The organism is Paraglaciecola arctica BSs20135 (assembly GCF_000314995.1).
GTDB classification, from domain to species: Bacteria; Pseudomonadota; Gammaproteobacteria; order Enterobacterales; family Alteromonadaceae; genus Paraglaciecola; species Paraglaciecola arctica.
The window spans coordinates 82,355-104,978 of sequence record NZ_BAEO01000014.1; the positions used below are offsets into that span (position 1 = coordinate 82,355).

19 protein-coding genes are annotated in these 22,624 nt (G+C 40.4%); 3 read left to right on the forward strand and 16 right to left on the reverse strand.

All coding sequences use genetic code 11. The features are described from left to right. Positions 1 to 81: 81 nt before the first annotated feature. From GARC_RS05825 to GARC_RS05895, 15 genes are all read right to left on the reverse strand, one after another. Entirely contained in the window at positions 82 to 1,020 is a 939-nt protein-coding gene (locus GARC_RS05825; RefSeq protein ID WP_007617770.1) for a hypothetical protein, read from the reverse strand. Between the two features lie 10 nt (positions 1,021 to 1,030). Further along, entirely contained in the window at positions 1,031 to 1,720 is a 690-nt protein-coding gene (locus tag GARC_RS05830) for a hypothetical protein (protein ID WP_007617771.1), read from the reverse strand. Then, positions 1,713 to 2,255, reverse strand: a complete 543-nt coding sequence (locus tag GARC_RS05835) for an RNA polymerase sigma factor (protein ID WP_007617772.1) — start codon at positions 2,253 to 2,255, stop codon at positions 1,713 to 1,715. The genes GARC_RS05830 and GARC_RS05835 overlap by 8 nt, the downstream gene beginning before the upstream one ends. Positions 2,256 to 2,354: 99 nt before the next feature. After that, a complete protein-coding gene (locus GARC_RS05840) occupies positions 2,355 to 3,266 on the reverse strand; it encodes a hydrogen peroxide-inducible genes activator (RefSeq protein WP_007617773.1) in 912 nt (303 codons plus the stop codon). Between the two features lie 102 nt (positions 3,267 to 3,368). Next, positions 3,369 to 4,691 carry a tetratricopeptide repeat protein gene (locus tag GARC_RS05845; protein WP_007617776.1) on the reverse strand — a complete coding sequence of 441 codons (1,323 nt, stop codon included), beginning with the start codon at positions 4,689 to 4,691 and terminating at the stop codon, positions 3,369 to 3,371. A 1-nt stretch (position 4,692) separates the two neighbouring features. Then, positions 4,693 to 5,238, reverse strand: coding sequence for an energy transducer TonB (locus tag GARC_RS05850; protein WP_081587505.1), 546 nt, complete (start codon positions 5,236 to 5,238; stop codon positions 4,693 to 4,695). Positions 5,239 to 5,343: 105 nt separating this feature from the next. Further along, the gene (locus GARC_RS05855; protein WP_007617782.1) at positions 5,344 to 5,751 is read right to left on the reverse strand and encodes an ExbD/TolR family protein; all 408 of its coding nucleotides are present in this window, start codon (positions 5,749 to 5,751) and stop codon (positions 5,344 to 5,346) included. Positions 5,752 to 5,799: 48 nt separating this feature from the next. Beyond that, positions 5,800 to 6,324 (reverse strand): MotA/TolQ/ExbB proton channel family protein, encoded by a 525-nt coding sequence (locus GARC_RS05860; protein ID WP_007617785.1) that lies wholly within the window; start codon positions 6,322 to 6,324, stop codon positions 5,800 to 5,802. Between the two features lie 6 nt (positions 6,325 to 6,330). Then, positions 6,331 to 7,722: a MotA/TolQ/ExbB proton channel family protein gene (locus GARC_RS05865; RefSeq protein ID WP_039988866.1), complete on the reverse strand. Its 1,392-nt coding sequence runs from the start codon at positions 7,720 to 7,722 to the stop codon at positions 6,331 to 6,333. Positions 7,723 to 7,744: 22 nt separating this feature from the next. Further along, positions 7,745 to 8,512: a DUF3450 domain-containing protein gene (locus tag GARC_RS05870; protein WP_007617789.1), complete on the reverse strand. Its 768-nt coding sequence runs from the start codon at positions 8,510 to 8,512 to the stop codon at positions 7,745 to 7,747. A gap of 337 nt (positions 8,513 to 8,849) precedes the next feature. Continuing rightward, on the reverse strand, positions 8,850 to 11,519 hold the full coding sequence (locus GARC_RS05875) for a TonB-dependent receptor plug domain-containing protein (protein ID WP_007617793.1): 2,670 nt from the start codon (positions 11,517 to 11,519) through the stop codon (positions 8,850 to 8,852). Positions 11,520 to 11,597: 78 nt separating this feature from the next. Next, positions 11,598 to 13,196 (reverse strand): hypothetical protein, encoded by a 1,599-nt coding sequence (locus GARC_RS05880; RefSeq protein WP_007617795.1) that lies wholly within the window; start codon positions 13,194 to 13,196, stop codon positions 11,598 to 11,600. A 263-nt stretch (positions 13,197 to 13,459) separates the two neighbouring features. Next, positions 13,460 to 14,368 (reverse strand): porin, encoded by a 909-nt coding sequence (locus GARC_RS05885; RefSeq protein ID WP_007617797.1) that lies wholly within the window; start codon positions 14,366 to 14,368, stop codon positions 13,460 to 13,462. Between the two features lie 476 nt (positions 14,369 to 14,844). Continuing rightward, entirely contained in the window at positions 14,845 to 16,113 is a 1,269-nt protein-coding gene (locus GARC_RS05890; protein ID WP_007617806.1) for an inorganic phosphate transporter, read from the reverse strand. An 11-nt stretch (positions 16,114 to 16,124) separates the two neighbouring features. Continuing rightward, on the reverse strand, positions 16,125 to 16,802 hold the full coding sequence (locus GARC_RS05895) for a TIGR00153 family protein (RefSeq protein WP_007617821.1): 678 nt from the start codon (positions 16,800 to 16,802) through the stop codon (positions 16,125 to 16,127). Positions 16,803 to 17,081: 279 nt separating this feature from the next. Here GARC_RS05895 and GARC_RS05900 point away from each other — a divergent pair, with 279 nt between their 5' ends. The 3 genes from GARC_RS05900 (at position 17,082) to ppx (ending at position 21,277) form a co-directional block, all read left to right on the forward strand. After that, on the forward strand, positions 17,082 to 17,585 hold the full coding sequence (locus tag GARC_RS05900; protein ID WP_007617835.1) for a glycine cleavage system protein R: 504 nt from the start codon (positions 17,082 to 17,084) through the stop codon (positions 17,583 to 17,585). Positions 17,586 to 17,661: 76 nt separating this feature from the next. Further along, positions 17,662 to 19,743, forward strand: coding sequence for a polyphosphate kinase 1 (gene ppk1 / locus GARC_RS05905; protein ID WP_007617837.1), 2,082 nt, complete (start codon positions 17,662 to 17,664; stop codon positions 19,741 to 19,743). Next, complete coding sequence (gene ppx / locus GARC_RS05910; RefSeq protein ID WP_007617838.1) at positions 19,736 to 21,277, forward strand: exopolyphosphatase; 1,542 nt, start codon at positions 19,736 to 19,738, stop codon at positions 21,275 to 21,277. The genes ppk1 and ppx overlap by 8 nt, the downstream gene beginning before the upstream one ends. Positions 21,278 to 21,837: 560 nt before the next feature. Here ppx and GARC_RS05915 read toward each other — a convergent pair. After that, a complete protein-coding gene (locus tag GARC_RS05915; RefSeq protein WP_007617839.1) occupies positions 21,838 to 22,515 on the reverse strand; it encodes a response regulator in 678 nt (225 codons plus the stop codon). Positions 22,516 to 22,624: the final 109 nt, after the last annotated feature.

Below are 22,624 nucleotides of genomic sequence, written 5' to 3' on the forward strand. Positions count from 1 at the left end.
TCAGATCTAGTTAGCTTATCGGTTTGCAATAAAAAAGTCAGCTTCAAGCTGACTTTTTACTCTAATAAGTTTGTTGCCTAATTAAAATAAATAAGTCTTGGCAGCTGTTAACAATTTATCTTTGTTAGATTTTCCGGTCACACAAGCTTGTATATCTTTGTGTTTGAATACATAAACCTTGTCGTGTGAACCAATCACACTGTCATTGTCCGCGTCGACAAAGTCAGACAATAAAAATGTCACATTTTCATCATCTGATAATGACCTAAGGCCAGCACCATAACGGCACAACATGTTACCTATAGTGTCTTCAAATAGCGATAAAGACTCTTTATATATCTTCTGATTAACAGCTTGGCGCTTCGCTACTTCCTGATTTCGTTCAGTTTCCAAATCACTACGAAACTTTTCTAATTCTCTAGTTTTAGATTCAAGCTTAGCGACTTCTTTGTTGAGTTCATTTTGGCGTTTTTCAATCTCTTTACGACGCTGAGTATCGGCATTACGTTTTTCAAACTCCAAGTCTCTGCGTGTCCGGTCGTATTCGCGTTTTTCCCAACCTAACTCTCGTTGCTCCTCGCTTAAATCACGCATTTTGTCGCTTAGTTCATCATCATAATGCTCGCCGTGCTCCACAATACTCATAACCATTCTTTCAATTTCATTTTCATCAATATCGATTTCAATTCGGCCTCCATTAGTATTAGGGGCAGTTGGAGCAATAGGGATACTATTCATTAACCCTTTCAAATCAAAACCAAAAAAATTACCACCGTGCCTGCCGCTATCTATTTCAAAGACCACACCTTGGTCGGCAAGGTAAAAAACCGATTCGGCACGAAAACGAATATTTTTGTTTGAACTTTGCTGTTTTAATGTCGCTTGTAAAATATTCAGCATAATACCTACTTCATTACGCACTTCTTTTATATTGGTTTCATTACTTTTAGCTTGTAGCGGACTGATAGCTAAACTACTAAAGGCCAGCGCCAATAAGGTCTTTCTAATTAATAAAGTCATGATTACATCCTCATTCGTTAATGGTGCCAATTTGGTCAGGCTTGGCATAAATATCTTGTTGTAACTTGTTTAATTGGCGCGCATAAAATAGTTGATCGTCGCCACGTTGTTCGTTGACATATTTAATCAGTTCGGCAAAGTCCTCACGTCTCTCTTTGCGACTGGCTCCGAGCAAATATTGGGTCAGCTGTGTACTGGTATCCATTTGTTGTTTGCTCATAGCCTGGGTGTATTCTGTTAACGCCAGCTGTTGAACTTGTTGAAACTCTGCTAATCGCTCATCCACTAACCTGTCGATTTCCTGGGTACTTTGCTTATCGGAAAAACTAATGGTCATGGCTCCGTCTTCCATACGCACTTGTAACCCCGTCAACACCATCACAATGGCTAACATAGAAGTGGCAAAAGATAGTGTTGGTAAACCTTGCCATTGCCACCACTTCGCTTTTTGTGGCATATCAAAGGTGCTTTCTCTATTCCAATTAGGGACTTCATTGCTATGGTAGTGTTCACTTTGCACAGCAAAGATATTGTAGGTCTCCACTTGCTTGGCAAAACCTTCGTCTTGCAGACAACGTTGCTCAAATTCATGCTGCTGAGACTCACTAAGTTGTTCCTCAACCCAAAGCCCCAATAACTGCTCGTTACTTAATCTAGATTTATTCAAGTTATCCCCCAACTGTGATTCATGTTTAGGCATAATCGACCTCCATTAAGGTTTTCAACTTTTCTAAAGCACCGTATAAGCGTGACTTGGCCGTGTTGGCAGAAATCCCCGTTTGCTCGGCAATTTCATCGAAAGTAAACTGACCAAAAAATTTTAATTCCACTACCGCTTTTTGTGACATCGGCAGCTGTTGCATAGCGCTCACTAGCTGTTTATTCTCCTGGCTAGTATGAATACTGTCAGCTGCACTAATTTCGTCACTTTCGATTTCTGGTGTATCGTCCAACCCTTGAGTGGGCTTTTTACGGCGATAAAACTCTATGCAACGAAAGTGTGCGATACGAAATAACCAACTTTTAAAACTCCCTTCATTTCTATAACTAGCTAAATTACGAAATACCGAAATAAACACCTCTTGCATTAAATCCAACGCATCTTCGTTTTTCCCCGTCATACGCATACCATAGTGATAAATGGGCTTTTCATAGCGCTTGAGCAAATTCAGCCAGGCTTGTTTATTGCCCTGCAACGCTTTTGCTATAAGTTGTTCGTCGGTTTTCTCAAACACTGTTTTTAATTCCCTTCGTTTAGGGTGTGTCCCCTTTGCTCAAATATAGAGTCGAGGGACAAAGTAAAAAAGTTTATTTTTTTAATAATTAATTTGAAATTAACGAGTTAATGTAGGAATAGGAGTCAAAGGAGCAACTAACTCTGCTAGATAACGAAACAGCCTAACCCGTGTTGTACCTTTGCGCCAAACCATGCCAATTTCGCGATAGGCCATATCCTCTGCAGGCATAGAAACTAAAGACTTAGTGCTTAATATATGATTTTGAATCGCCAACTCTGGCATAAAAGTAAATCCCAACTTGCTATTGGCTAGTTGCACTAAGGTATACAAACTGCTGGCAGCCAAAGAGCTCACTTGTTCCTTATGTTTTAAACCACAAGCACTAACAGCATGCCCTGTCATACAATGTTCTTGCTGCAATAAAAAAACACTATCTTTAGGCAAAGCCGATACGTCTAAGGGGACAGGTAAAGTTTCGACCAAATCGCTATGGGCAATCAAATGAAAAGGATCGTGGCCTAACACCAATTGTTTACAACCTGGGGTCTCCATAGGTAATGCTAAAATGAGTAAATCTAAGCCGCCTTCATTTAACTGTGTTAATAAATTAGCAGTGGTGTCTTCTTGTAATTGCAGTGTGATATCGGGGAGATGTTGCTTAACTTTGCCAATCAAACCTTCAAATATAAAAGGCGCAATAGTAGGAATAACCCCAATTTTGAGTTTACCTACTTGCCAATTCCCTGCACTTTTTGCGAAGTCGACCAATTCGTGAGCATCGCTTAACAGAGCTTTACTGCGCTTCACTAATTCTAAGCCAAGAGGTGTAAACACAAAGGTTTTGTGATCTCGCTCTAACAGCTGAGATCCAAATTGTTCCTCAAGATTCTGAATTGCGGTACTTAATGTTGACTGGCTAACATGACAATGTTGCGCAGCTCTATGGAAATGCTGCTCTTGGTGCAATACAACCAAATAATGAAGATGTTTAAGATTGGGCCATTTCATAACTATCCATCTATAAAAGCGATTAATATCACTATACTAGATTAGATTTACTGATAAAAAAAGCGCCATCGAGGCGCTTTGATAGAAAATTAAGACTGAGAATTAACTACCTACAGAAGCATAAGTCGCATATTGTTTTCTTTCGCCTTCAACAAACTTAGACCATTGTTGTGCCATGCCTCGGCTGCCATCATATTCCTGAGCTTTAGCAAGTTGATTTAAGGCTTCGTGGTACTGACCAACATTAAATTGTGCCATACCAATAACAAGATGCGACATACCTTCATTACGCAAACCACCTTTTTCTATGGCTTGTTGTGAAGCAGCAATGGCTTGTTGCCATTTGTCCATGTTTAGATACATTTGACCTAGTTGTGCGTGCAACTCGCCTGTTGCAGATAATTGAGCCGCAGCCAACATAACGGGAATAGCTTTCTCTGTTTCTTTAGCTGAATTCCAAGATTGCGCTAAAAACGTTAGGTTACGCTCATCTTCAGGTAACTTACCGGCATCAATAGCTTTTTGCATAATGGCGGCAGCTTTATATGGAAGTTGGTGGTAGTAATAAAGTTGTGCCAAATTGAACATATCAGAGCCAGTAGCGACAAAACTTTTTTGTTCAGCAATTTCCATGATGGCTAGTTGCTTTTGTTCTTGCCCAAGTTCGCCATACATACCGGCAAGTTGTAACCAGTATTTTGGCGCTTCGAATTTTTTCACTAACTTTAACAATACATTCTTAACGTTTTCTGGTTGCTTCAATTCAAAATAGACTGCTCTTTGCAACACATACCACTGTTCGTCAACTTGGAAACCTAAGTCATTGTTTTCAATCTGTAATACCGCTGCGTTGATGTAGTTAGACGCCGCTGCATAATCTTGTTTCTGGTACATAGCTTGCGCTTTTAATACCAAATTTTTAGCTGGAATATCTTTAGATGGATAAAGTCTCTTCTGAATAACTTCCCATTGCTCGATTTTTGCAATGGTTTGATCATATTTACCACGCATCATATATAGCTGCGCGAGGCTAAACAAAGTCGCTTGTTCGAAGCTTTCTGGAATGGGCTGCTGTTGCACCACATTCTCGAACGCTTCAATCGCCTGCTCGTAGTTTTCAGCTTCATAATGAATAAAGCCATAGAAGTTATACATCATGGCTTGTTCGTAGCTGTTCATTGAACCGGCTTTAGACTTAACGCTGTCCAGGACTTCAAAAGCTTCAGCTTGCTTACCCGCGTCAGCGAAACTTTGCGCACGAGATAACTGGTCATACACTTTAGAGCGCAAAGTAGGTACACGTTTAGTTTTACGCTCTACTTTTACTTCTTCTGCGTTAACAATACTGGTTTGTATTCCAGACATTAATACCCCTGTCATTAAGACAGGTGCTACTAAGTTAAGTAGTAATTTATTCATCGCCATTTTAGCCCCCTAGTTCGAATTTAACCCGCACTTCAACCCCAGATACTTCCATGGGTTCGCCATTTACGACGCGCGGTTTGTATTTATATTTTAAAGTGGCATCTAATGCCGCTTGCTCAAAAATGCCTGCTGGTTCTGCTTGTATCACCTTAGGACTGGTTACTGAACCTAACTTGGATACTGTAAATTCAACGTCTACATAACCTTCAATGCCCCGCTGTAATGCCCTTCTTGGATATACAGCAGCAACACGCACTATTGGTAAAAACTCGCCGTCGCCAGACTCCAGTGCTAAGCCACCAGCAAGAGAGACATCAGCAGCCACATCTGCACCAAAATCCATGCCGCTGGTGGCACTTTCTGGACTAGGCGCTTCCATTTGTGGTGGTGCCATATCCGGTGGAGGCTGTTCTGGCTTGGGTGGCTTTTTAGGTTTTCGGTCTTTCTTTTGTACCGCCTCTTCTTTTTTCACACGAACAAAATCCAGCACACTACCTTTAGGCGCATCTGTTAGCGCACTGCCACCACTTTGAATTAACGATTGCATCAAAAAGAACAATCCCAATGTGACAACAGCCGCCATTAATACAGCTAAAGCTAGTCTTGATAAAGTCTGCGGCATTGTTTTTGTCTTAGCTTGCGGCATGGCTGTTTAAGGCTCCTGAGCTGCAATAGACACATCTTCAATGCCTGCTGCTCGTGATGCATCCATCACTTTAATCAACACGTCAGTAGTGGCTTTTCTATCAGCTTGGATAACCACAGTGCCTTGGGGATTTTCAGCATATAAACGTTCGATATTGGCTTGTACTGCACGTACGTCCACTTTGCGTTTATTGATCCAGATATCACCTTTTGCACTGATCGCCACCAAAATATTAGCGCGGTCTTTTTTCACAGCTGTAGCCGCTTCTGGGCGGTTAACGTCTATGCCCGCTTCTTTAACAAAAGACGCAGTCACAATAAAGAAAATCAACATGATAAATACAACGTCCAGCATAGGTGTCATGTCGATTGTTGCTTCTTCTTCGTCCATCAAGTTTTGGAAATGCTGTTTCATAATAATCTCTTGTTGTTAACCCAATTCGCAGGATTAAGCTTTACCTTGCTAATGCTTTCGTTCTAGGCGCAGCGAGTCTTCTAGACTGGCTCTTTCTTTTTTTGCTGTTCTTGCTAACCATGTTGAGGCGAATACTCCCGACAAAGCACCGACCATTCCAGCCATAGTGGGGATAGTCGCTTTTGACACGCCCGATGCCATAGAACGTGCGTTACCTGAGCCTGAAATCGCCATCACATCAAATACTTCAATCATGCCTGTCACTGTGCCCATTAAGCCAAGTAGCGGACATAAGGCCACTAATGATTGGATAATCGGCACACCAGTACTGAGTTTTAACGACACCCGAGAAATCATCGCCTGGCGAATTTGCTCGGAGTTCCATGACGAGCGTTCAGCTCTGGCTTGCCATTTAGCTATCACCGCACTTTTATACTGTTTATGTGTCACAAACACATACATAGCGCGCTCTAAGATCATTAACCACATAACAAATATCAAGCCACCGATGATCAGTAGGACCTGCCCACCGGTTTCGGTAAAGTCGCGAATGCTTTCGAGTATTTCAATCATGATGAATTAAGCTTTGTTGCTGCTAGTAGCTGCGGCATGAGCCTCAGCACGCTCGGCAATCACGCCTGCCGCTTGCTCTTGTAATATATAAACAATGCTTTTGTTTCGAGTATTTAACACTGCGTATAACAAGGTCATTGGGATAGCCACTACCAAGCCTAATACTGTGGTCACCAAGGCTGTGGAAATACCACCAGCCATCAATTTAGGATCACCAGTACCGAATAAAGTAATGGCTTGGAAAGTGTTGATCATGCCCGAAACCGTACCTAGTAAACCCATCAAAGGAGCCACTACCGATATCACTTTAATGATGCTCAGCGAGCGACCTAACTTAGGTACTTCACCTAAAATCGCTTCGGTAAGATGTAACTCTAATGCTTCAGTATCTGCTTCTGGGAAGTCATCTTTGGCTTGCATAACACGGCCAAGGGAGTTGTTGTCTTTAAAGGTACTTGATTTAAGTTGACGATTAACCTTGGCACCTTCAATAGACAATGAGATAAAACGCCAAACCGCAATCAATAGTCCAACTAGACCTACAGCTAAGATGATGTAACCAACAGTGCCACCCTGCTCAACTCGCTCTTTCAAACTAGGGGCTTGTACTAACAACTTAAGAATTGAACCACCAGTAGGGTCTAAACCAAACTCCACCAAATCACCAGATGACTGCTGAAGCGCTACAGCGCTGTCGCCATAACGACCAGCCGGTTGACGTACTAGCTCAGCAACAGAGCCTGTGGTTCCGTTGTAATCTAGGTATTTACCATCGGCAGTCAAAGCGAAAGGTCCAACACGTAATACTTCTTTGCTGACTTTATTACCGCCAGCTTCAATGACGTCTGTGGTGAATGTGGTGACTTTGCCCGATTCGGTCATTTCACGTTGCATTTCAAACCACACACGCTCAATTTCTTCAATAGAGGCTAGCTTGGACGTTGACCCCATAGACTGTGCTAAGTCATCTAAAAATTCAGCACGACCAGGAATTTGTGCAGAAATAATTGAGTTTTGAAATTTGCTTTTGGTGTCGCCCGAAACTTGTTGCAGCACACCAAACAACTCTTTTAACGAACCTAAACGTTTGTTCATGGCTTCGTTTAAATCAGCCAATTTAAATTCGTTTTCTTCGAATTGGGTTTCCATCTTCTCAGAATTAGCCAAAGCTGCATCACGAGTTTGTTTGGCTTGGCGTAACATTTGGTCTTGTTCAGAACGTTTTGCAGCAAACTCTTTTTCTCGCTGCACATTTTGTTTGTTTTGTGCAAACTGACCTTGTTCAAGTTGTTTCAACAAAGCGTCTAAATTCAGCGCTTTATCTTCTTGGGCAACAACCAAATTGGAAACAAAACCAAGACTAGTTATTAGTAATATGTTTTTTAGGATGTTTTTCATGTTGTTCATCTTTATCACGCCCTTAATCCGTCATCGCTACAGGTAACATTAGAAGGTCTGGTGCAAGTTGTTTCTTCGCCATACGTAAACCTTTAGTCACTTGAGTACGGTAACTAGAAGGTAAAGCTTGCCACTGACGGGTTTGTTTATTCCAGGTACCTTGCAAGCTGGCATCACGAGTTTGATATATCAGTGCAGTACGACCCACACGTAAAAAATCCACATCCCGCTCTTGGCCTTCAATAGTATGTAAACCACTGTAGGCTTCGAGTGTGCGTCCGTAATCCATCTCAACTTGGTAAGCTTCCATCACCCTGCGAAACTTTTCCGACGGTGAAATATCGGCTCTGTCCATCATGGCTTGTAACTCAACAACACGTTTGTTTCTTTCTTGCGCAAGGAAAGGCACATCCAACTCAACAAACTGAGCAAGGCCGGTGATCATGCGCATCATAAGCGGAGTGATTTGGCGTTCGATAATACTGACACCATCAATGCCCGAATTTAAGTCGGCCATTTCTTGCATTTGATTATCAATTTGTTTTTGCAGTTGGCCGTTATAAACATCTAAACCGGTAATTTCTTTGTTGACAGCTTTGAATTGCTGCAGCTTGTCACCAATTTGATCGGTAATATTATTGATTTTTTGTTGAGATTTTGCTGCAGACTGATTAATTTCAGTGGCTTTTTTAACAGCAGGCTGAAGAGCCTTTTCTTCTTGAGCGACGCTACTTCCAGCCGTTACAAATATGGCTAAAAACGCGGCAGATATTTTGGTCAGTCGTGTCATACCTCAAACCCTAAAATTGCATAACAGTGATTTACTGTTATTTATAAACTGCGCAGAGGATAAGGTCTGAATGTGACAAATATATTACAGATAAATGACAGAACGATGATCACTTTATTATGTCAATGAGAAGGCGCTATTTGAGGATGACACTATGGAAAAACATCTATCAGAAAATGTTATCTAATGTGCCTAGCAATATATTTCAAAAAAGGATATTCAATTCTGGGGTAATTCGACAACCCCCTTTACGTCAACGTATTTCAGGATGGGACAAAATGTATAAAAACAGCCGCTATTAAAGCGGCTCTTTTAAAATAAACTATACTGGAGCTAATTAAAATTCGTAACTATAACTCACACCGAATGTAGTACCTATTTCACGTGTTCTAACCGCGACACCTGACTGAAGCACTTCTTGATTTGCACCCAATAAGTTTTTCACTTTAAATTTAACTTTAGTATTAAAGTCAGGATACCAAGTATAGATAGCATCTAAAGAATGAAATGGCTGTTCATAAGCATCGCCACGTCCACCTATACCAGATGCCAAGATACGTTCACCAAATACGTTATAAACTAAAGATCCACTATGCTCACCACCAGCTGAATCATAGTTTAATTGTAAGTTAACCACATATTTAGAATGGCCATTCATACGTTTAACAGTATTTGTTAAATTACCAGCATCCGCAGCTTCAATGATGACTTCTGAATCACTTAAAGTAAGGTTACCAGAAGTAAAGAAGCCATCAGCAAGCCAATTCAAGCCATATAACCACTCAGTTTCGATGCCATATAGTTCAGCAGAAGTACCATTAGTGAATGAAGCTGTATAGCTTGAGTCGCCTACGGCAAGAACCGATTCAATAGGGTTAGCAATGTCTTTGTAGAATAAAGATACGGCTAAGTTGTCACCATTATCGCCATACAACTCATAACGAGCATCATAGTTTTTCAATTGGCTTGATTCCAATGACAAGCTACCCGTTGTGCGGATATCTGTTAGCGGATCAAAATAGCCGACTGGAACCACTTCACGTAAATCTGGACGAACCACAGTTTCACCATAACCAAAACGCAGCTGATAACCCTCTCCGCCTAAGTAGGTTAAACTCAATGCTGGGTATATATCGTCTTCATTAATGGTGCGATCTACAATGCGATCTTGGCTGTAAAAGTTTTCAATATCATCACGACTAAAAATTAAACTTGATGTTTCAAGTGTCACCTGTTGAAAAGATTCAAAACGTAAACCACCACTAAAACGCCAGGAGTTATCATAAATAACATCGAATGCCCCATAGGCAGCTTGTATTTTCTGTGCGGCTAAATAATCATCAGCCTCAGGCGCTTCAGGTTCGTTAAATGACACCCATACTTCATTATTGTTAATAAAGTCATCAGTTAAATATGAACTTAAATCCAAAATACCGTCATTAGTATCGTTAACCGTGATACCGGCACCATTATTATTCACAAAGAAACTGGAGGTGGTGTAATAGCGGGCTCTATCCATGTAATCCCAACCACTTTTTAATTCAACTTCAAACTTACCCGTGCTGATGGGTAAAGTTAAGTTACCACCCCATGACTTCATAAAGTCACGCATCTCAACAAATTGATAATTAGCGGTACCATTACCACCGTTAATAGCACTATTTTGATATTCGTTATTTGCATAACTATCAGAGAAACTATAAGTGACATCTAGTGGAATATCAGTATGAACTTCTGACTCTGTATATTGCCAATCTGCGCCAAGTCCCCACCAATCCAGAAAAGTGTGCCTGCCTTTAAATTGGTCAATTTCTAACTCACGCTCTTCAAAAGTAAATTGATGTTCCCTATCAGCTTTGTCATCAACACTGATTGTGATCCCTTGGCTAGGGTTTTGGTTAATACCAATATCAGTTTCATCTTCATTATCTTGAATATAAATTTTACTGTAACTCACTTCATGAGTATCCAGACGATAACCTAAAGTGAAAAGTCCATTTAGCCGTTCATTCTCTGTTGTCACTTTAGAATCTGTAAAACTGTCGTAACAACTGTTATTGACATCATCACTTGACTCAAATGACGTTGCACAATCATCTGTTTTATTGGCACTCACCACAGCATTAGTACGTTCTGCGTAATTCCATTTATTATCATAAGCCACAGACGCCAAGAAGCCGAATGTTCCACCTAACCATTGTTCATCGTAAGAATTACCAATACCGCCTTGAAATGAATAATTAGGCGATAACGATCCATCTTTTAAGGTCATATTACGTGGCAAACTTTTTAACAACTCTTGATTCGTTGTAAAGGCTTGCTGAAAAGCAGTGGCATTATCTGTATCAGTTAAACCATGTTTTTCGATAATATTACGAAAAGAGAAATCACCTCGATAGTGAACAATAGCGCTCTCTAATTCATCAGGAAGTCCACTATCGTTTTTATCATAGGTAAACCCAGTTGAATTATTTGAGTTCCCCTCGATACCCAGTTGAAATCCTGCAACAAACTCTGAAGGCAGTGATTTAGTTCGAATATCAACACTACCACCACCAAATGCAGCTGGCATATTAGGTGAAAAAACTTTCTGTACCGATAAACTTTCAATGACATTAGTTGGAAAAATATCCAACGGAATAACATTACGGGTTAAATCTGGGCTAGGAATACTAGCGCCATTTAAACGAGCACTAGAATAACGCTCACCTAAACCTCGTACATATATAAATTTGCCATCAACCAAGGTCAAACCTGTCACACGACGCAAGGCCGATGCAGCATCACTATCACCCGTGCGGGCAATTTGTTCTGAACCAAGTATATCAGCGACGAAAGCTTGGTTTTTACGCTCTGCGATTACCGCTGCAGCAGTACCCTGAAGGCGATTACCAGTAGTTACCACTTCATCAATTACATTATCTTGCTCCTGGGCATATATAGCTCCCGAAACAAGACTTAATGCCACTGCTAACGAGATTTTACTCGTGCTGTATTGAGTCTTCATCATTTATCCCACACTTCAAATGAACAAAAAGGCGTAACTAGGTACCTAGCACGCCTATACCTTTGTCAATTAAACGACTTATAGTTCGTTTGCAATGGCATTGTCATAGGCATCTTTGGCCCAGTCGTACCAGTCACTTGAAGTATCTGTAGGACTTACCGCCCCGATGAAATCGACACTTTCAAAAAAGCTCGCATCGATAGTGGTTACATCAAACGGCGTTTTAAGATCTGCGATAGTGGCAAAACCGTTACTTGCTAACACATCTGCGTCACCACCTAAAATGCTGTTGTTATCTTCAGCAGTATCAGTTAACCAGTTAGTATAGGTTGTAGCGCCTACAGTCTCTGACTTAGCAAGTACCGCACAAGCAGCAACAGAGTTTTTCATAGACACAGCGCCATCAACTACTACTTGTTCAGCATCACCCGAATTTTCGAAACAGTGCGTTTGAGTCGCGGTAGTTTTAACCAATACAGTGTTGTACCAAGTGGCAGAGATAAAATCGTCTAATTTAATAGCAACAGAAGGGTTACCGTCACGAACTGACTCTTCGTCAATTGTTATCACTGTAACGTTAGCAATTTGAGGTGCAGAAGGAGCAACGTTATTGTCTTTTACTTTAGTACCGTCAGACTCAAAACCACCGTTCCCCATATTGATAGTGTTGCCCGCAGCGTTAACAACAGTGCCATGCTTGATAAGAATAAACTGAGCATTACCTTTCCAACCAGCATCAATATCGATACTGTCGTCTTGGGTATCAGTTACGACTATGTGCTTAAGGTTTACAGCACCACCAAACAATTCAACACCATCATCATATCCGGCATAGATGTCTACGTAGTCAATAGTTGTTCCAGATCCAACAGCAAACAAACTAAGAGAATTCAAGTCGTTACCTTCTTCTGCACCCGCTGGCAAACCACCTGCATAATGGATCTTAACGAATTTTAAGGTACCACTGTTATCAGTATTGTCGTTGCCACCGTAATAAGTCACAGCGCCTTCACTTTCAGCATTACAGGTTACTGCTGCACGCTCAGCATCAGAACATTGATCAGTAATACCAAATCCGTCAATCATAATGCCACCCCAGTCTTGAGGTTGAGCATCCGCAACCTTAAGGCTTGCAATTGCATTGGCTGAAGTGAATATAATTGGATTGCTATAGGTACCCACAGCCTCGATATTTGCGCCACGGTTAATTTGCACTCGTGATGATGAATCATCAAAGGCGAGAGTTGCACCAGCTTCAATTTCAACAGTTGGGCCTTCTGTAACAAGTACACAGCTATCTGATGTATTACAGTTTTCACCTACAACTAACGAACTTTTAAAGAAGTGAGCACCACCATTATCAAGTTTTGCTAATGTGATATCTGTCGTTAACGGGCTCGCAGGGCTAACAAAGTCTTTGCTATATTCACAATTACCATCTGTGTATTCACCTTGAACTTCAACACCACTTGTCTCATATGAAGCACAAGGATTTTCAGTAGTAGTCCCATCACCCGTGCCTGTATCATTACCTTCATTGGTAGTATTGGTAGTGTTATTACTATTATTAGTACTAGTGTCATTAACAGTAGGGGTAATATTGATGTCTCCACCACAACCAGCCAAAACTAATGCTGTTACGATTGCACTAGCTTTAAAAATATTATTAAGATCCATTGTGCTCTCCAAATGCGAGTAATTTTATAAGAATTAAAAAACGCGAGAAGAGTAACCAAGCAGCATGACAGTTTTGTTACATCAAAAAGATGTCACAAAAGTTTAATATTTGGCTTGGATTATTCAATACAAACCATTGTTTCCATTTACTGAAATTCAGACAAAAAAAGGCCAGCTAATTTAGCTGGCACAAAACCATCATTTTATTTTGAGAGCAAACAATCTATATAGAGGTAAATACAGAGCAATCATCCCTATTAAGATTAGAATTTATGTTCAAGTCCTACCGCCAACCAAGAGCTATCATCACTTTCTTGCAAACTTCTAGTTGAGGCCCATGCAAAAGCCTTAGTTGACTTACCTAATTTATAATCCACTCCAACAGAAGCACTGTCGTTGTTTCCCGCGGCTTGGAACTGACCTTTCAATTCAAGCTTACCCATACTGTATGCCACACTCACCATGGCACCATCTTTAGAAAGGCCCGTTGCAACAGATTCTTGACTATGCAAAATAGCCCCTAGTTTTAAGTTTCCAAATCTAGTCTGAACTGAAACACGCTGAGTGTCGTAACCATTCATATCAAAATCAGCGGCTACTGCAGCATACCATTGGTTTTTCTTAAGATTTTTATCACCGTAAACAACAGAAAAAGACTGTGCATCATTTGCTTCTAATTCATCTTGAGCCACATACGATACGCCCAAAGTAAATCCTTTGAACTCGGGAGAAAAATAAGTAATTGAATCCCCCATTCGATTCTCACCTTGCCACAACCCTTTTAAGTCAGCTTCATAGTCATTAAATTGATCAATCTTACCTTGGGACTGTTTTAACACAGTATCATTTCTGCCAAGTAAAACAGTCCCAAAGTCTCCCCTGAGTCCAACATATTGGTTACGGGCTTTAAAGTTTTCTGAACCAGACTCATCGGTGTAGTCAACTTGCCACTCGGCAACATAAAGTACTTCCAATTCATTATCTAATTCAAGATTACCCCTAACTCCTAGTCGAGAATTATTACTTTTTAACTCTGAGATGTGCCCGTCACCTTCATCTGATGACTGAGCCGAAACATTCACTTTTCCATAAAGCGTAATTGGATCAGCTGCACTAGCCGCCGACAAACTACATGCAATCAAAATAACCAACAATTTTTTACCACATTTCATAGTTTATATTCTCTATTAACAAAGATTATCCAAGTTAAACGCCTAACTCTATGATGAACTGCGCTTTAGCTTTAGTTTAAGTTTTATGACAGTTTTATGACAGCGTTATAACAGTTTTATACACAAAAACAACATTAGAGAATTAATATGCCACATTTGTGTTGATTCAAAATGCCAGAATGATTTGATAAATTTGCGCAGGGGGTGAATTTGAGTACAGGAATGGCAATCCCATTAAAGAAGTGTTCACTCAGAAAGCCCTAGCCGATTTTGGGCAAGGCGTCGCTGCGCAGCAATGGCAATCCTCTTTCAAGCAGCGAGAACGCAGTACAAAATCGACAGGGACTTCCCCGAAGGGCAAGGTTTAATGGAATTGGTATAAAATTTCAGGAGTGGAACTGGTTGCGTTTTTTTTCCATAAAAAAAGCCAGTTAGCTAAGCTACTGGCTTTTTTAGTTTATTTGTAATTTTAGTATTTATGGAGCAAAAATGCCTTTGATCATAAAGAAGAATACTATAGATAAACCAGCACCTGCTGGCAGTGTTATTACCCAAGAAACCACAATATTTCTGACTACACCTAAGTTAATTGCCGCTATGCCTCTAGCCATACCTACACCTAATACAGCCCCTACTAAGGTTTGCGTAGTTGAAATAGGTAACCCAGAACCTGATGCAATAACAACAGTACAAGCGGCTGCTAATTCAGCAGCAAACCCGCGGCTTGGGGTAAGGTGAGTAATGCCATTACCAATAGTTTTAATCACTCGATGACCAAACAATGCCAAACCAGCAACAATACCGACACCACCAAGGGGTAAAATCCACCAAGCTAACTGGGATTTTGCACCAATTTCACCACCACTTTCCACGATACTCACTACCGCAGCTAAAGGACCTATTGCATTGGCTACATCATTTGAGCCATGAGCAAAAGCCATACAACAAGCTGTCACTATCATCAGCACAGCAAACACTTTTTCTACGTTAGCAAATTGTGTTGCTCTTTTAGCGTTTGGATCAATTTTTATACGCCTAACATACAGCCAACCAACGATCCCGATAAACAGCGCGACACCAAAGGCAATCACAAAATCTTGACCATTTGGGATATGTAACCCAACGTGTTTTAGACCTTTTTTAATCGTCACCAAAGCCATAACAAAACCGGCAAGGGCCATATAAAAAGGCACATATTTTTTGGCGTTATCGAAAGGATTGTCGGTATCAAAAATAAGCTTTTGCGCAGATTGGAATATCAGAAAAGCAATAAAACCAGATATCGCAGGGGTGATAATCCAACTACCTACAATGCCTCCGACTTTACCCCACTCTACTGCATCTGCACTAACACCTACTGCGGCAAAGCCAACAATCGCACCAATAATGGAGTGAGTAGTCGATACCGGCCATCCAAGATAGGAGGCAAACGCCAACCAGATCCCAGCGGCAAATAACGATGATATCATCCCAAAAACTAATAGTTCTGGGGAGTCGATGAAAAATGCCGAATCAATAATGCCTTTGCGAATTGTCGAGGTCACTTCACCACCCGCCAAATACGCTCCAGCAAATTCAAATACCATGGCAATAAAAATAGCTTGTTTTATCGTCAACGCTTTGGAGCCAACCGAGGTCCCCATGGCATTGGCTACGTCATTGGCTCCTATGCCCCAAGCCATTAAGAAGCCAACCGAAGCGGCGACTACGATTAACACGAAGCCGTAATTGTTAATAATATCCATTATATGATCTCTTAGTTGGCTAACATCAATTCGAGGCGAGAACCGACTCGTTCGGAAATATCGGCCAACTCGCCGACCCAATCAATAATGCTATATAAAAACATCACGTCTACCGGATTGAGATCTTTTTCGAGTGCCAACAATCCTCTTCTAAGACCAACTTGTAATTTATCAGTATCGTCTTCAATTTCGTCTAAGCGTTCAATCATGTCTTCAACAACACGTAATTCGCGGCCTCTAAAACCTGTTTCTAAAAGATCATCAAGTTCGTTAATCACTTTTTTGGCTTGATTGGTTGCGTCCAAACAACGCTTCAAATAGACCAAAAAAGACTCGTGAAGCTCTGCAGGAATAGCCAATTGACGACCTAAAATACGCCCAGAAATGTCTTTCGCTTTATTTGCAATTTTGTCTTGTTGTGTCAGTAGATCCAACACGTCTTGACGTTGAATTGGCATAAAGATCCCGACTGGTAAGCTAATTCGCAGTTCACGTTTTATCACATCAGCTTTTTTTTCCAACATTGAAATTTCTTTCTGTTGTTCTTGTGCAGTTTTCCAGTCTTGAGCATATACAGAAGCAAAAAAGGGTAATAAGCCTTGGCTGCATTTATGTACAATATTGATATGGTCTTCTAGGGGTTTAAGCGGTGATTTTGCAAACACCCCCAAGAAAGAATTTATTGGCATAACTTTTCTCTTCGATTTAAAACATGGTTAACAATAGGCTATTTTGCGGATCCTCCGCAAATATAACCAACAATTATAAAACCACAGCAATAATATCAATTGAATGTGGCATTATGATTACAAAGAAAACTTTTTAACTTTTAAGCATTCACCATAACCGATATTCACTAATATTTACGGATCAAATAATACCTTACATACAAGATAGAATGTATTAGGCTATTTAGTAGAGCATCGGGCTCTCTTCTTTTAACTTTATTACAGATATGTGACACTTTTATGAAACCCATAATATTTACTTTAGTTGGCAGCGACAAACCAGGATTAATTAGTGATTTAGCCAAAACGGTCTATGACATGGGAGGCAACTGGTTAGGTAGTAACTTTTCACACATGGCTGGACATTTCGCTGGATTTGTACAAGTCGATTTGCCCTTAGAAAAACATCAAGCACTTATTGAACGTTTATCACAGCACCCCGATCTAAAAATACACTTGTTACCTGGGATCACCGATATCCCTGCTGAGCCACAAAGTGTCATAATCGATATTATGGGCAATGATAAAACCGGTATTGTGCAAGAGTTAACGCAAATATTCAGTCAGTTTAACCTCAACATAGTCAAATTTGATTCCTGTCTTGAAAGTGCCCCTAATTGGGGTGGTGAGCTTTTTAAAGCTAAAGCCATCATTACTGTTGCAGCTGATTTTGACGTAGAAATGTTAAGAGAGAAATTAGAAAGCGTCGCTAACGATTTAATGATTGATATCGAAATACAATAAACTAAATGACTGTTGTCATTAGATTGTCATAATAGCAATAGACGATTGCTAACATTAAATATGTTAAGAGCAATATATGCCTGATATCGAAAACATTTATTACCCTAAAGAACTAAGCTGGCTTTCATTTAATCAACGAGTATTACAAGAAGCAGCCGATGTAAACAATCCAATCATTGAACGTATAAGATTCCTCGGTATTTATTCAAATAATATGGATGAGTTTTATCGAGTAAGAGTAGCTGATGTTAAACGCAAGATATACATTCACTTAAACGAAGGTGAACTGGAAGAAGCTGAACAAACCAAATTGTTGATGGAAAAAATTCAGGAAAAAGTCCTAGGCATGACCAAAGATTTTGACCGTATTCATTCCCAGGTGGTAAAAGGATTAGCCAGATACAATATATTTTTACTCGGCGAAGAAGACCTCAATGACTACCACACTCAGTGGTTGAGTAATTATTTTAAGAATAAAATTTTACGGCATGTCGCCCCGGTATTACTGAATAAAAAGGTCAAATTACTGTCTCGATTAAATGACTTTGCTACCTACCTTTATGTTGGCGTGCATAAAGACGATAAAGCCATTGCTTACGCAACTATTGAGGTGCCAAGCCAAAACATGTCACGCTTTGTAGTGATACCTCCAGAAAAAAGCCGTAAAAAGAAATATATCATTTTGTTAGATGACATTATTCGATTGAACTTGGACAGTATTTTTAAGGGGTTTATTGAATTTGATTCCCTTGAGGCCTTCTCTTTTAAAATGACCCGAGATTCAGAGTATTCTCTTAACGATGAAATTGACGAAAGTTATGTAGACAAAATGTCTGAAAGCATGAAACAAAGACTGATAGCGGAACCTGTTCGGGTAGTACACGACAGCAGAATGCCCAGTGACATGCTCAAGGATTTAAAAAAACGTTTGAAAATATCTTCATACGACAGTCTTATTTCCAGTGGTCCGTACCGTAACTTTAAAGACTTTATAGGCTTCCCTAATGTTGGACGTGACTATTTAGAAAACAAAGTACTCCCGGCTCTGACATCTAAAGATTTTTCGGGCTACGACACCGTATTTGACGCTATTACCGCGAAAGATATTCTACTGCATTATCCCTACCACCGTTTTTTACATGTGACCGAATTTATTCGCCAAGCTGCGTTCGATCCTAATGTGAAACATATTCGCTTAAATATCTATCGCGTAGCGAGTCAATCAAGAGTCATCAGCTCATTAATTGATGCAGTGGATAATGGCAAAAAAGTAACAGTGGTGGTTGAACTGCGCGCTCGATTTGATGAAGAAGCGAACATTCAATGGTCTAAAAAAATGACGGATGCGGGTGTACAAGTTGTATTTGGAATGCATGCGTTGAAAATTCACAGCAAATTATGTGTGGTCAGTCGCGAAGAAAAAGGGCAATTAATTAACTACGCCCATTTTGGCACCGGTAATTTCAACGAAAAAACCGCGAAGATATATACTGACTTTAGTTTATTTACTCGTAACCAAGAGCTCGCTAATGAAGCCGAAGCCGTGTTTACATTTATTCAGCAACCCTATAGAAGACAAAAATTTCAGCATCTGCAGGTGTCTCCACTTAATGCACGAACCAAAATACAAGCCTTAGTGCGCCAAGAAACACAAAATGCAAACGAAGGACTAAAGGCTGAAATAACCCTAAAAATCAATAATTTAGATGACAAATTACTCATCGATGATTTATATAAAGCCAGTCAAGCTGGGGTGAAAATAAAAGCGATTATCCGTGGTATGTGTTCTTTAGTTCCAGGGGTAAAAGGTTTAAGCGATAATATTAGTGTCATCAGTGTTGTTGACCGCTTTTTAGAACATCCAAGGGTGATGGTGTTTGAAAATGCAGGAGACACAAAAATGTTTATTTCTTCTGCCGATTGGATGACCCGTAATATGGATTTTAGAATTGAAGTGGGGTGTCCTATCTATGACATAGATTTAAAACGCAGAATAATAGATATATTAAATATACAATTTAATGACACACTTAAAGCCCGAGTAATAGATAAACAACAAACCAACCATTACGTCACCAGAGGCAATCGTAAAAACCTGCGCTCTCAAACTGAAATCTATCGTTATTTAAAAGCCCTAGAAAAGGACAAAAATGCCTAACACTGATACTGTACTCGATTCAACCTTCGATAACGTAGAAATAAGAGACGCTAGCAAAGTCGCCGCGTTAGACATGGGATCAAATAGTTTTCACTTAGTGGTTGCGCGTATTGTTGCAGGCTCAGTGCAGATATTACACCGAGTAAAACAGAAAGTACGCTTAGGAGATGGTTTAGGCACAGACGGCGCATTATCTGCAGAGGCCATACAACGAGGTCTAGATACATTAGAAGTGATAGCAGAGAGCCTACAAGGTTTTGAGCCCGACTGCGTAAGAGTCGTTGCCACTCACGCATTAAGAAAAGCCAGCAATGCAAAAGAGTTTTTAAAAGCCGCTAAGAAAGTATTTCCTTTTCCCATCGAGATCATATCAGGAGCAGAAGAGGCGCGGCTTATCTATCAAGGCGTCGCTCATACCAATCATCAACAAGGACAACGCTTAGTTGTCGATATTGGTGGTGGTTCTACAGAGTTTATTATTGGTGAAGGTTTTGAAACAAAGGTATTACGAAGCTTACAAATGGGCTGTGTGAGTTATACCAATCGCTTCTTTAAACAAGGTGAACTAAAACCCAAAGCCTTTAACAGGGCCATTACCAGTGCTCAGCAAGAGCTGGAGATGATCGATAAAAAGTATAAACAAATAGGCTGGAATACCTGTATTGGGACATCAGGCACCATCAAAATTATTATCGAGCTAGCGGCGCAACTTGATAGTACCAATAGAGATAACCATGTGTGCCTAACTGATTTGCTCACATTGATGGATTTATGCTGTGCAGCGGGAAATAGTAAAGATTTGCAGATACAAGGTCTAAGTGATGATCGCCGTCCGGTTTTTGCGGCAGGTTTAGCCATTTTAATTGCTGCTTTTAGAAGCTTAGATATACAGGAAATGGAATTTTCACAAGATGCGTTACGTGAAGGCCTATTGTATGAAATGGAAGAACACTTAACCCATCCAGATATACGCCAACGCAGCGCCGAGAGTCTAGCCACTCGTTATGATGTTGACGTGGCACAAGCCAAACGAGTACTTAGCACTACCATGGCACTGCATCAGCAATGCAAAAAAGCATGGGGGATCGACAATAAAGAGCTAAAAAACATGTTGGCTTGGTCTGCCTTGTTACATGAGGTAGGTTTACAAATTAATACCCGCGGCATTCAGCGCCACTCCGGATATATATTGCAAAATATTGAATTACCCGGATTTGGGCAGGAACAACAAAACTTATTGGCCACCTTAACCAGGTTTTATCGTAAAAAAATCAAAGCAGCAGAAATACCAGAATTCACCCTATTAGCACAAGAGCAAGTGTATAAGCTAATCGCGTTATTACGTCTAGGGGTATTACTTAACATAAAACGCCAAGACGATATTTTACCTGAGTTTTCAGTGACAGCCGAAGCAGATAACTTACACATCCAATTTCCCGATGACTGGCTGCAACACAAGCCAGTTTTGGGTGCGGATATTGAACGTGAAAGTGATTACATTCAAGAGTTAGGTTTAACCTTGAGTTACAACTAACAACACTGCACTAAGATTAAAAGGGGAAAAGCTCAAGCTATGGAATAGTCAGTACCTAACCTGACAACCATTAATAATAGAGCCAAACAAATCTGACGGGGGACTATGTGCCAATACCTGTCAGACATAGCTCGCTGGCCGACTTAGCGGTTATCGCAGTTTGCAGACGGTGAAGATTTTTAAGATATTACACCTCGCTGACGGCGCAGATATTGAAGATATTACACGTCATTCCCTCGGAGGAGGGAACCCACTAACATTTACCGTGCAGCCAATTTAAATCGTTTAAAAACAGTATGAAATGAGTGTATTTCAATCAATTTTATCTTTGAAAATAAGATACTTTATTGCCATCTACAGATGTTGACGGGGGTTCCCGCCTTCGCGGGAATGACGGAGAATAGACGGGAGGATGCCACCGTCTGCTTCCTCAGTATAGACGATCGTCACCGCTACTTAATCGTATGTCTGCAATTCGTTCAAAACGGCTTGTCAGATTAAGTCAAAGCTTATCGTCCTAAACTGTAGGATCGAATGTGAGCTACTACAGCTAATAACTTTCACACTACCAACTTATAACCTACACCATAAACCGAGTAGATCCAGTTTTCATCGCCAATGGCTGCTATTTTTTTTCTGAGTTTTTTAATGTGGCTGTCGATAGTACGGTCACTGACAATTCGGTGATCGGTATAACATGTGTTCATAAACTGATCGCGAGAGAAGATCCTACCTGGCTCAGTACTGAGCAAAGATAACATTTTTAACTCTACCGAAGTTAAAGCGATGGACTGTTGCTCTATTGCCACAACCATCCTGTCGGCGTCGATGCTAAATGGCAAAGAAATCTTTGATGCAGAGCTTGCCCCTTTGACCCGTCGTAACATTGCTTTTACTCTAGCAACAACTTCTTTAGGACTAAAAGGTTTACAAATATAGTCATCCGCACCAATTTCTAAACCCAGTAAGCGATCAATTTCCTCAACCTTAGCTGTGACCATAATAATAGGAACTTGGCTTGTTTGGCGGATCGACTTACAAATTTCAATTCCATTTTTACCGGGCAACATAAGATCAAGCAAAATCACATCGGTATGGTGCTTTGCAAGCCAAGGCTCTACATCTAAACCATCATGTACACAGCTAGTCTCATATTCAGACACACTCAAATAATCTACCAGCAAAGAAGCGAGTTTTTTTTCATCTTCAACAATTAAAACATGTGATTTTTTAGTCATAGCCAATTACTCCATGGGTAATATAATCAAAATCCCTAAACCACCTAAATCAGACGCAAACGCACTGATTTTACCATGATGGGCTTCTACAATTTTTTGGCAAATAGAC

Excerpts from the sequence above, each read along its gene's own strand:
- GARC_RS05825 (WP_007617770.1), bottom strand. The coding sequence starts at position 1,020 with ATGACTTTATTAATTAGAAAGACCTTATTGGCGCTGGCCTTTAGTAGT.
- GARC_RS05830 (WP_007617771.1), bottom strand. The coding sequence starts at position 1,720 with ATGCCTAAACATGAATCACAGTTGGGGGATAACTTGAATAAATCTAGA.
- GARC_RS05840 (WP_007617773.1), bottom strand. The coding sequence starts at position 3,266 with ATGAAATGGCCCAATCTTAAACATCTTCATTATTTGGTTGTATTGCAC.
- GARC_RS05845 (WP_007617776.1), bottom strand. The coding sequence starts at position 4,691 with ATGGCGATGAATAAATTACTACTTAACTTAGTAGCACCTGTCTTAATG.
- GARC_RS05850 (WP_081587505.1), bottom strand. The coding sequence starts at position 5,238 with ATGCAATCGTTAATTCAAAGTGGTGGCAGTGCGCTAACAGATGCGCCT.
- GARC_RS05855 (WP_007617782.1), bottom strand. The coding sequence starts at position 5,751 with ATGAAACAGCATTTCCAAAACTTGATGGACGAAGAAGAAGCAACAATC.
- GARC_RS05860 (WP_007617785.1), bottom strand. The coding sequence starts at position 6,324 with ATGATTGAAATACTCGAAAGCATTCGCGACTTTACCGAAACCGGTGGG.
- GARC_RS05865 (WP_039988866.1), bottom strand. The coding sequence starts at position 7,722 with ATGAAAAACATCCTAAAAAACATATTACTAATAACTAGTCTTGGTTTT.
- GARC_RS05870 (WP_007617789.1), bottom strand. The coding sequence starts at position 8,512 with ATGACACGACTGACCAAAATATCTGCCGCGTTTTTAGCCATATTTGTA.
- GARC_RS05875 (WP_007617793.1), bottom strand. The coding sequence starts at position 11,519 with ATGAAGACTCAATACAGCACGAGTAAAATCTCGTTAGCAGTGGCATTA.
- GARC_RS05880 (WP_007617795.1), bottom strand. The coding sequence starts at position 13,196 with ATGGATCTTAATAATATTTTTAAAGCTAGTGCAATCGTAACAGCATTA.
- GARC_RS05885 (WP_007617797.1), bottom strand. The coding sequence starts at position 14,368 with ATGAAATGTGGTAAAAAATTGTTGGTTATTTTGATTGCATGTAGTTTG.
- GARC_RS05890 (WP_007617806.1), bottom strand. The coding sequence starts at position 16,113 with ATGGATATTATTAACAATTACGGCTTCGTGTTAATCGTAGTCGCCGCT.
- GARC_RS05895 (WP_007617821.1), bottom strand. The coding sequence starts at position 16,802 with ATGCCAATAAATTCTTTCTTGGGGGTGTTTGCAAAATCACCGCTTAAA.
- GARC_RS05900 (WP_007617835.1), top strand. The coding sequence starts at position 17,082 with ATGAAACCCATAATATTTACTTTAGTTGGCAGCGACAAACCAGGATTA.
- ppk1 (WP_007617837.1), top strand. The coding sequence starts at position 17,662 with ATGCCTGATATCGAAAACATTTATTACCCTAAAGAACTAAGCTGGCTT.
- ppx (WP_007617838.1), top strand. The coding sequence starts at position 19,736 with ATGCCTAACACTGATACTGTACTCGATTCAACCTTCGATAACGTAGAA.
- GARC_RS05915 (WP_007617839.1), bottom strand. The coding sequence starts at position 22,515 with ATGACTAAAAAATCACATGTTTTAATTGTTGAAGATGAAAAAAAACTC.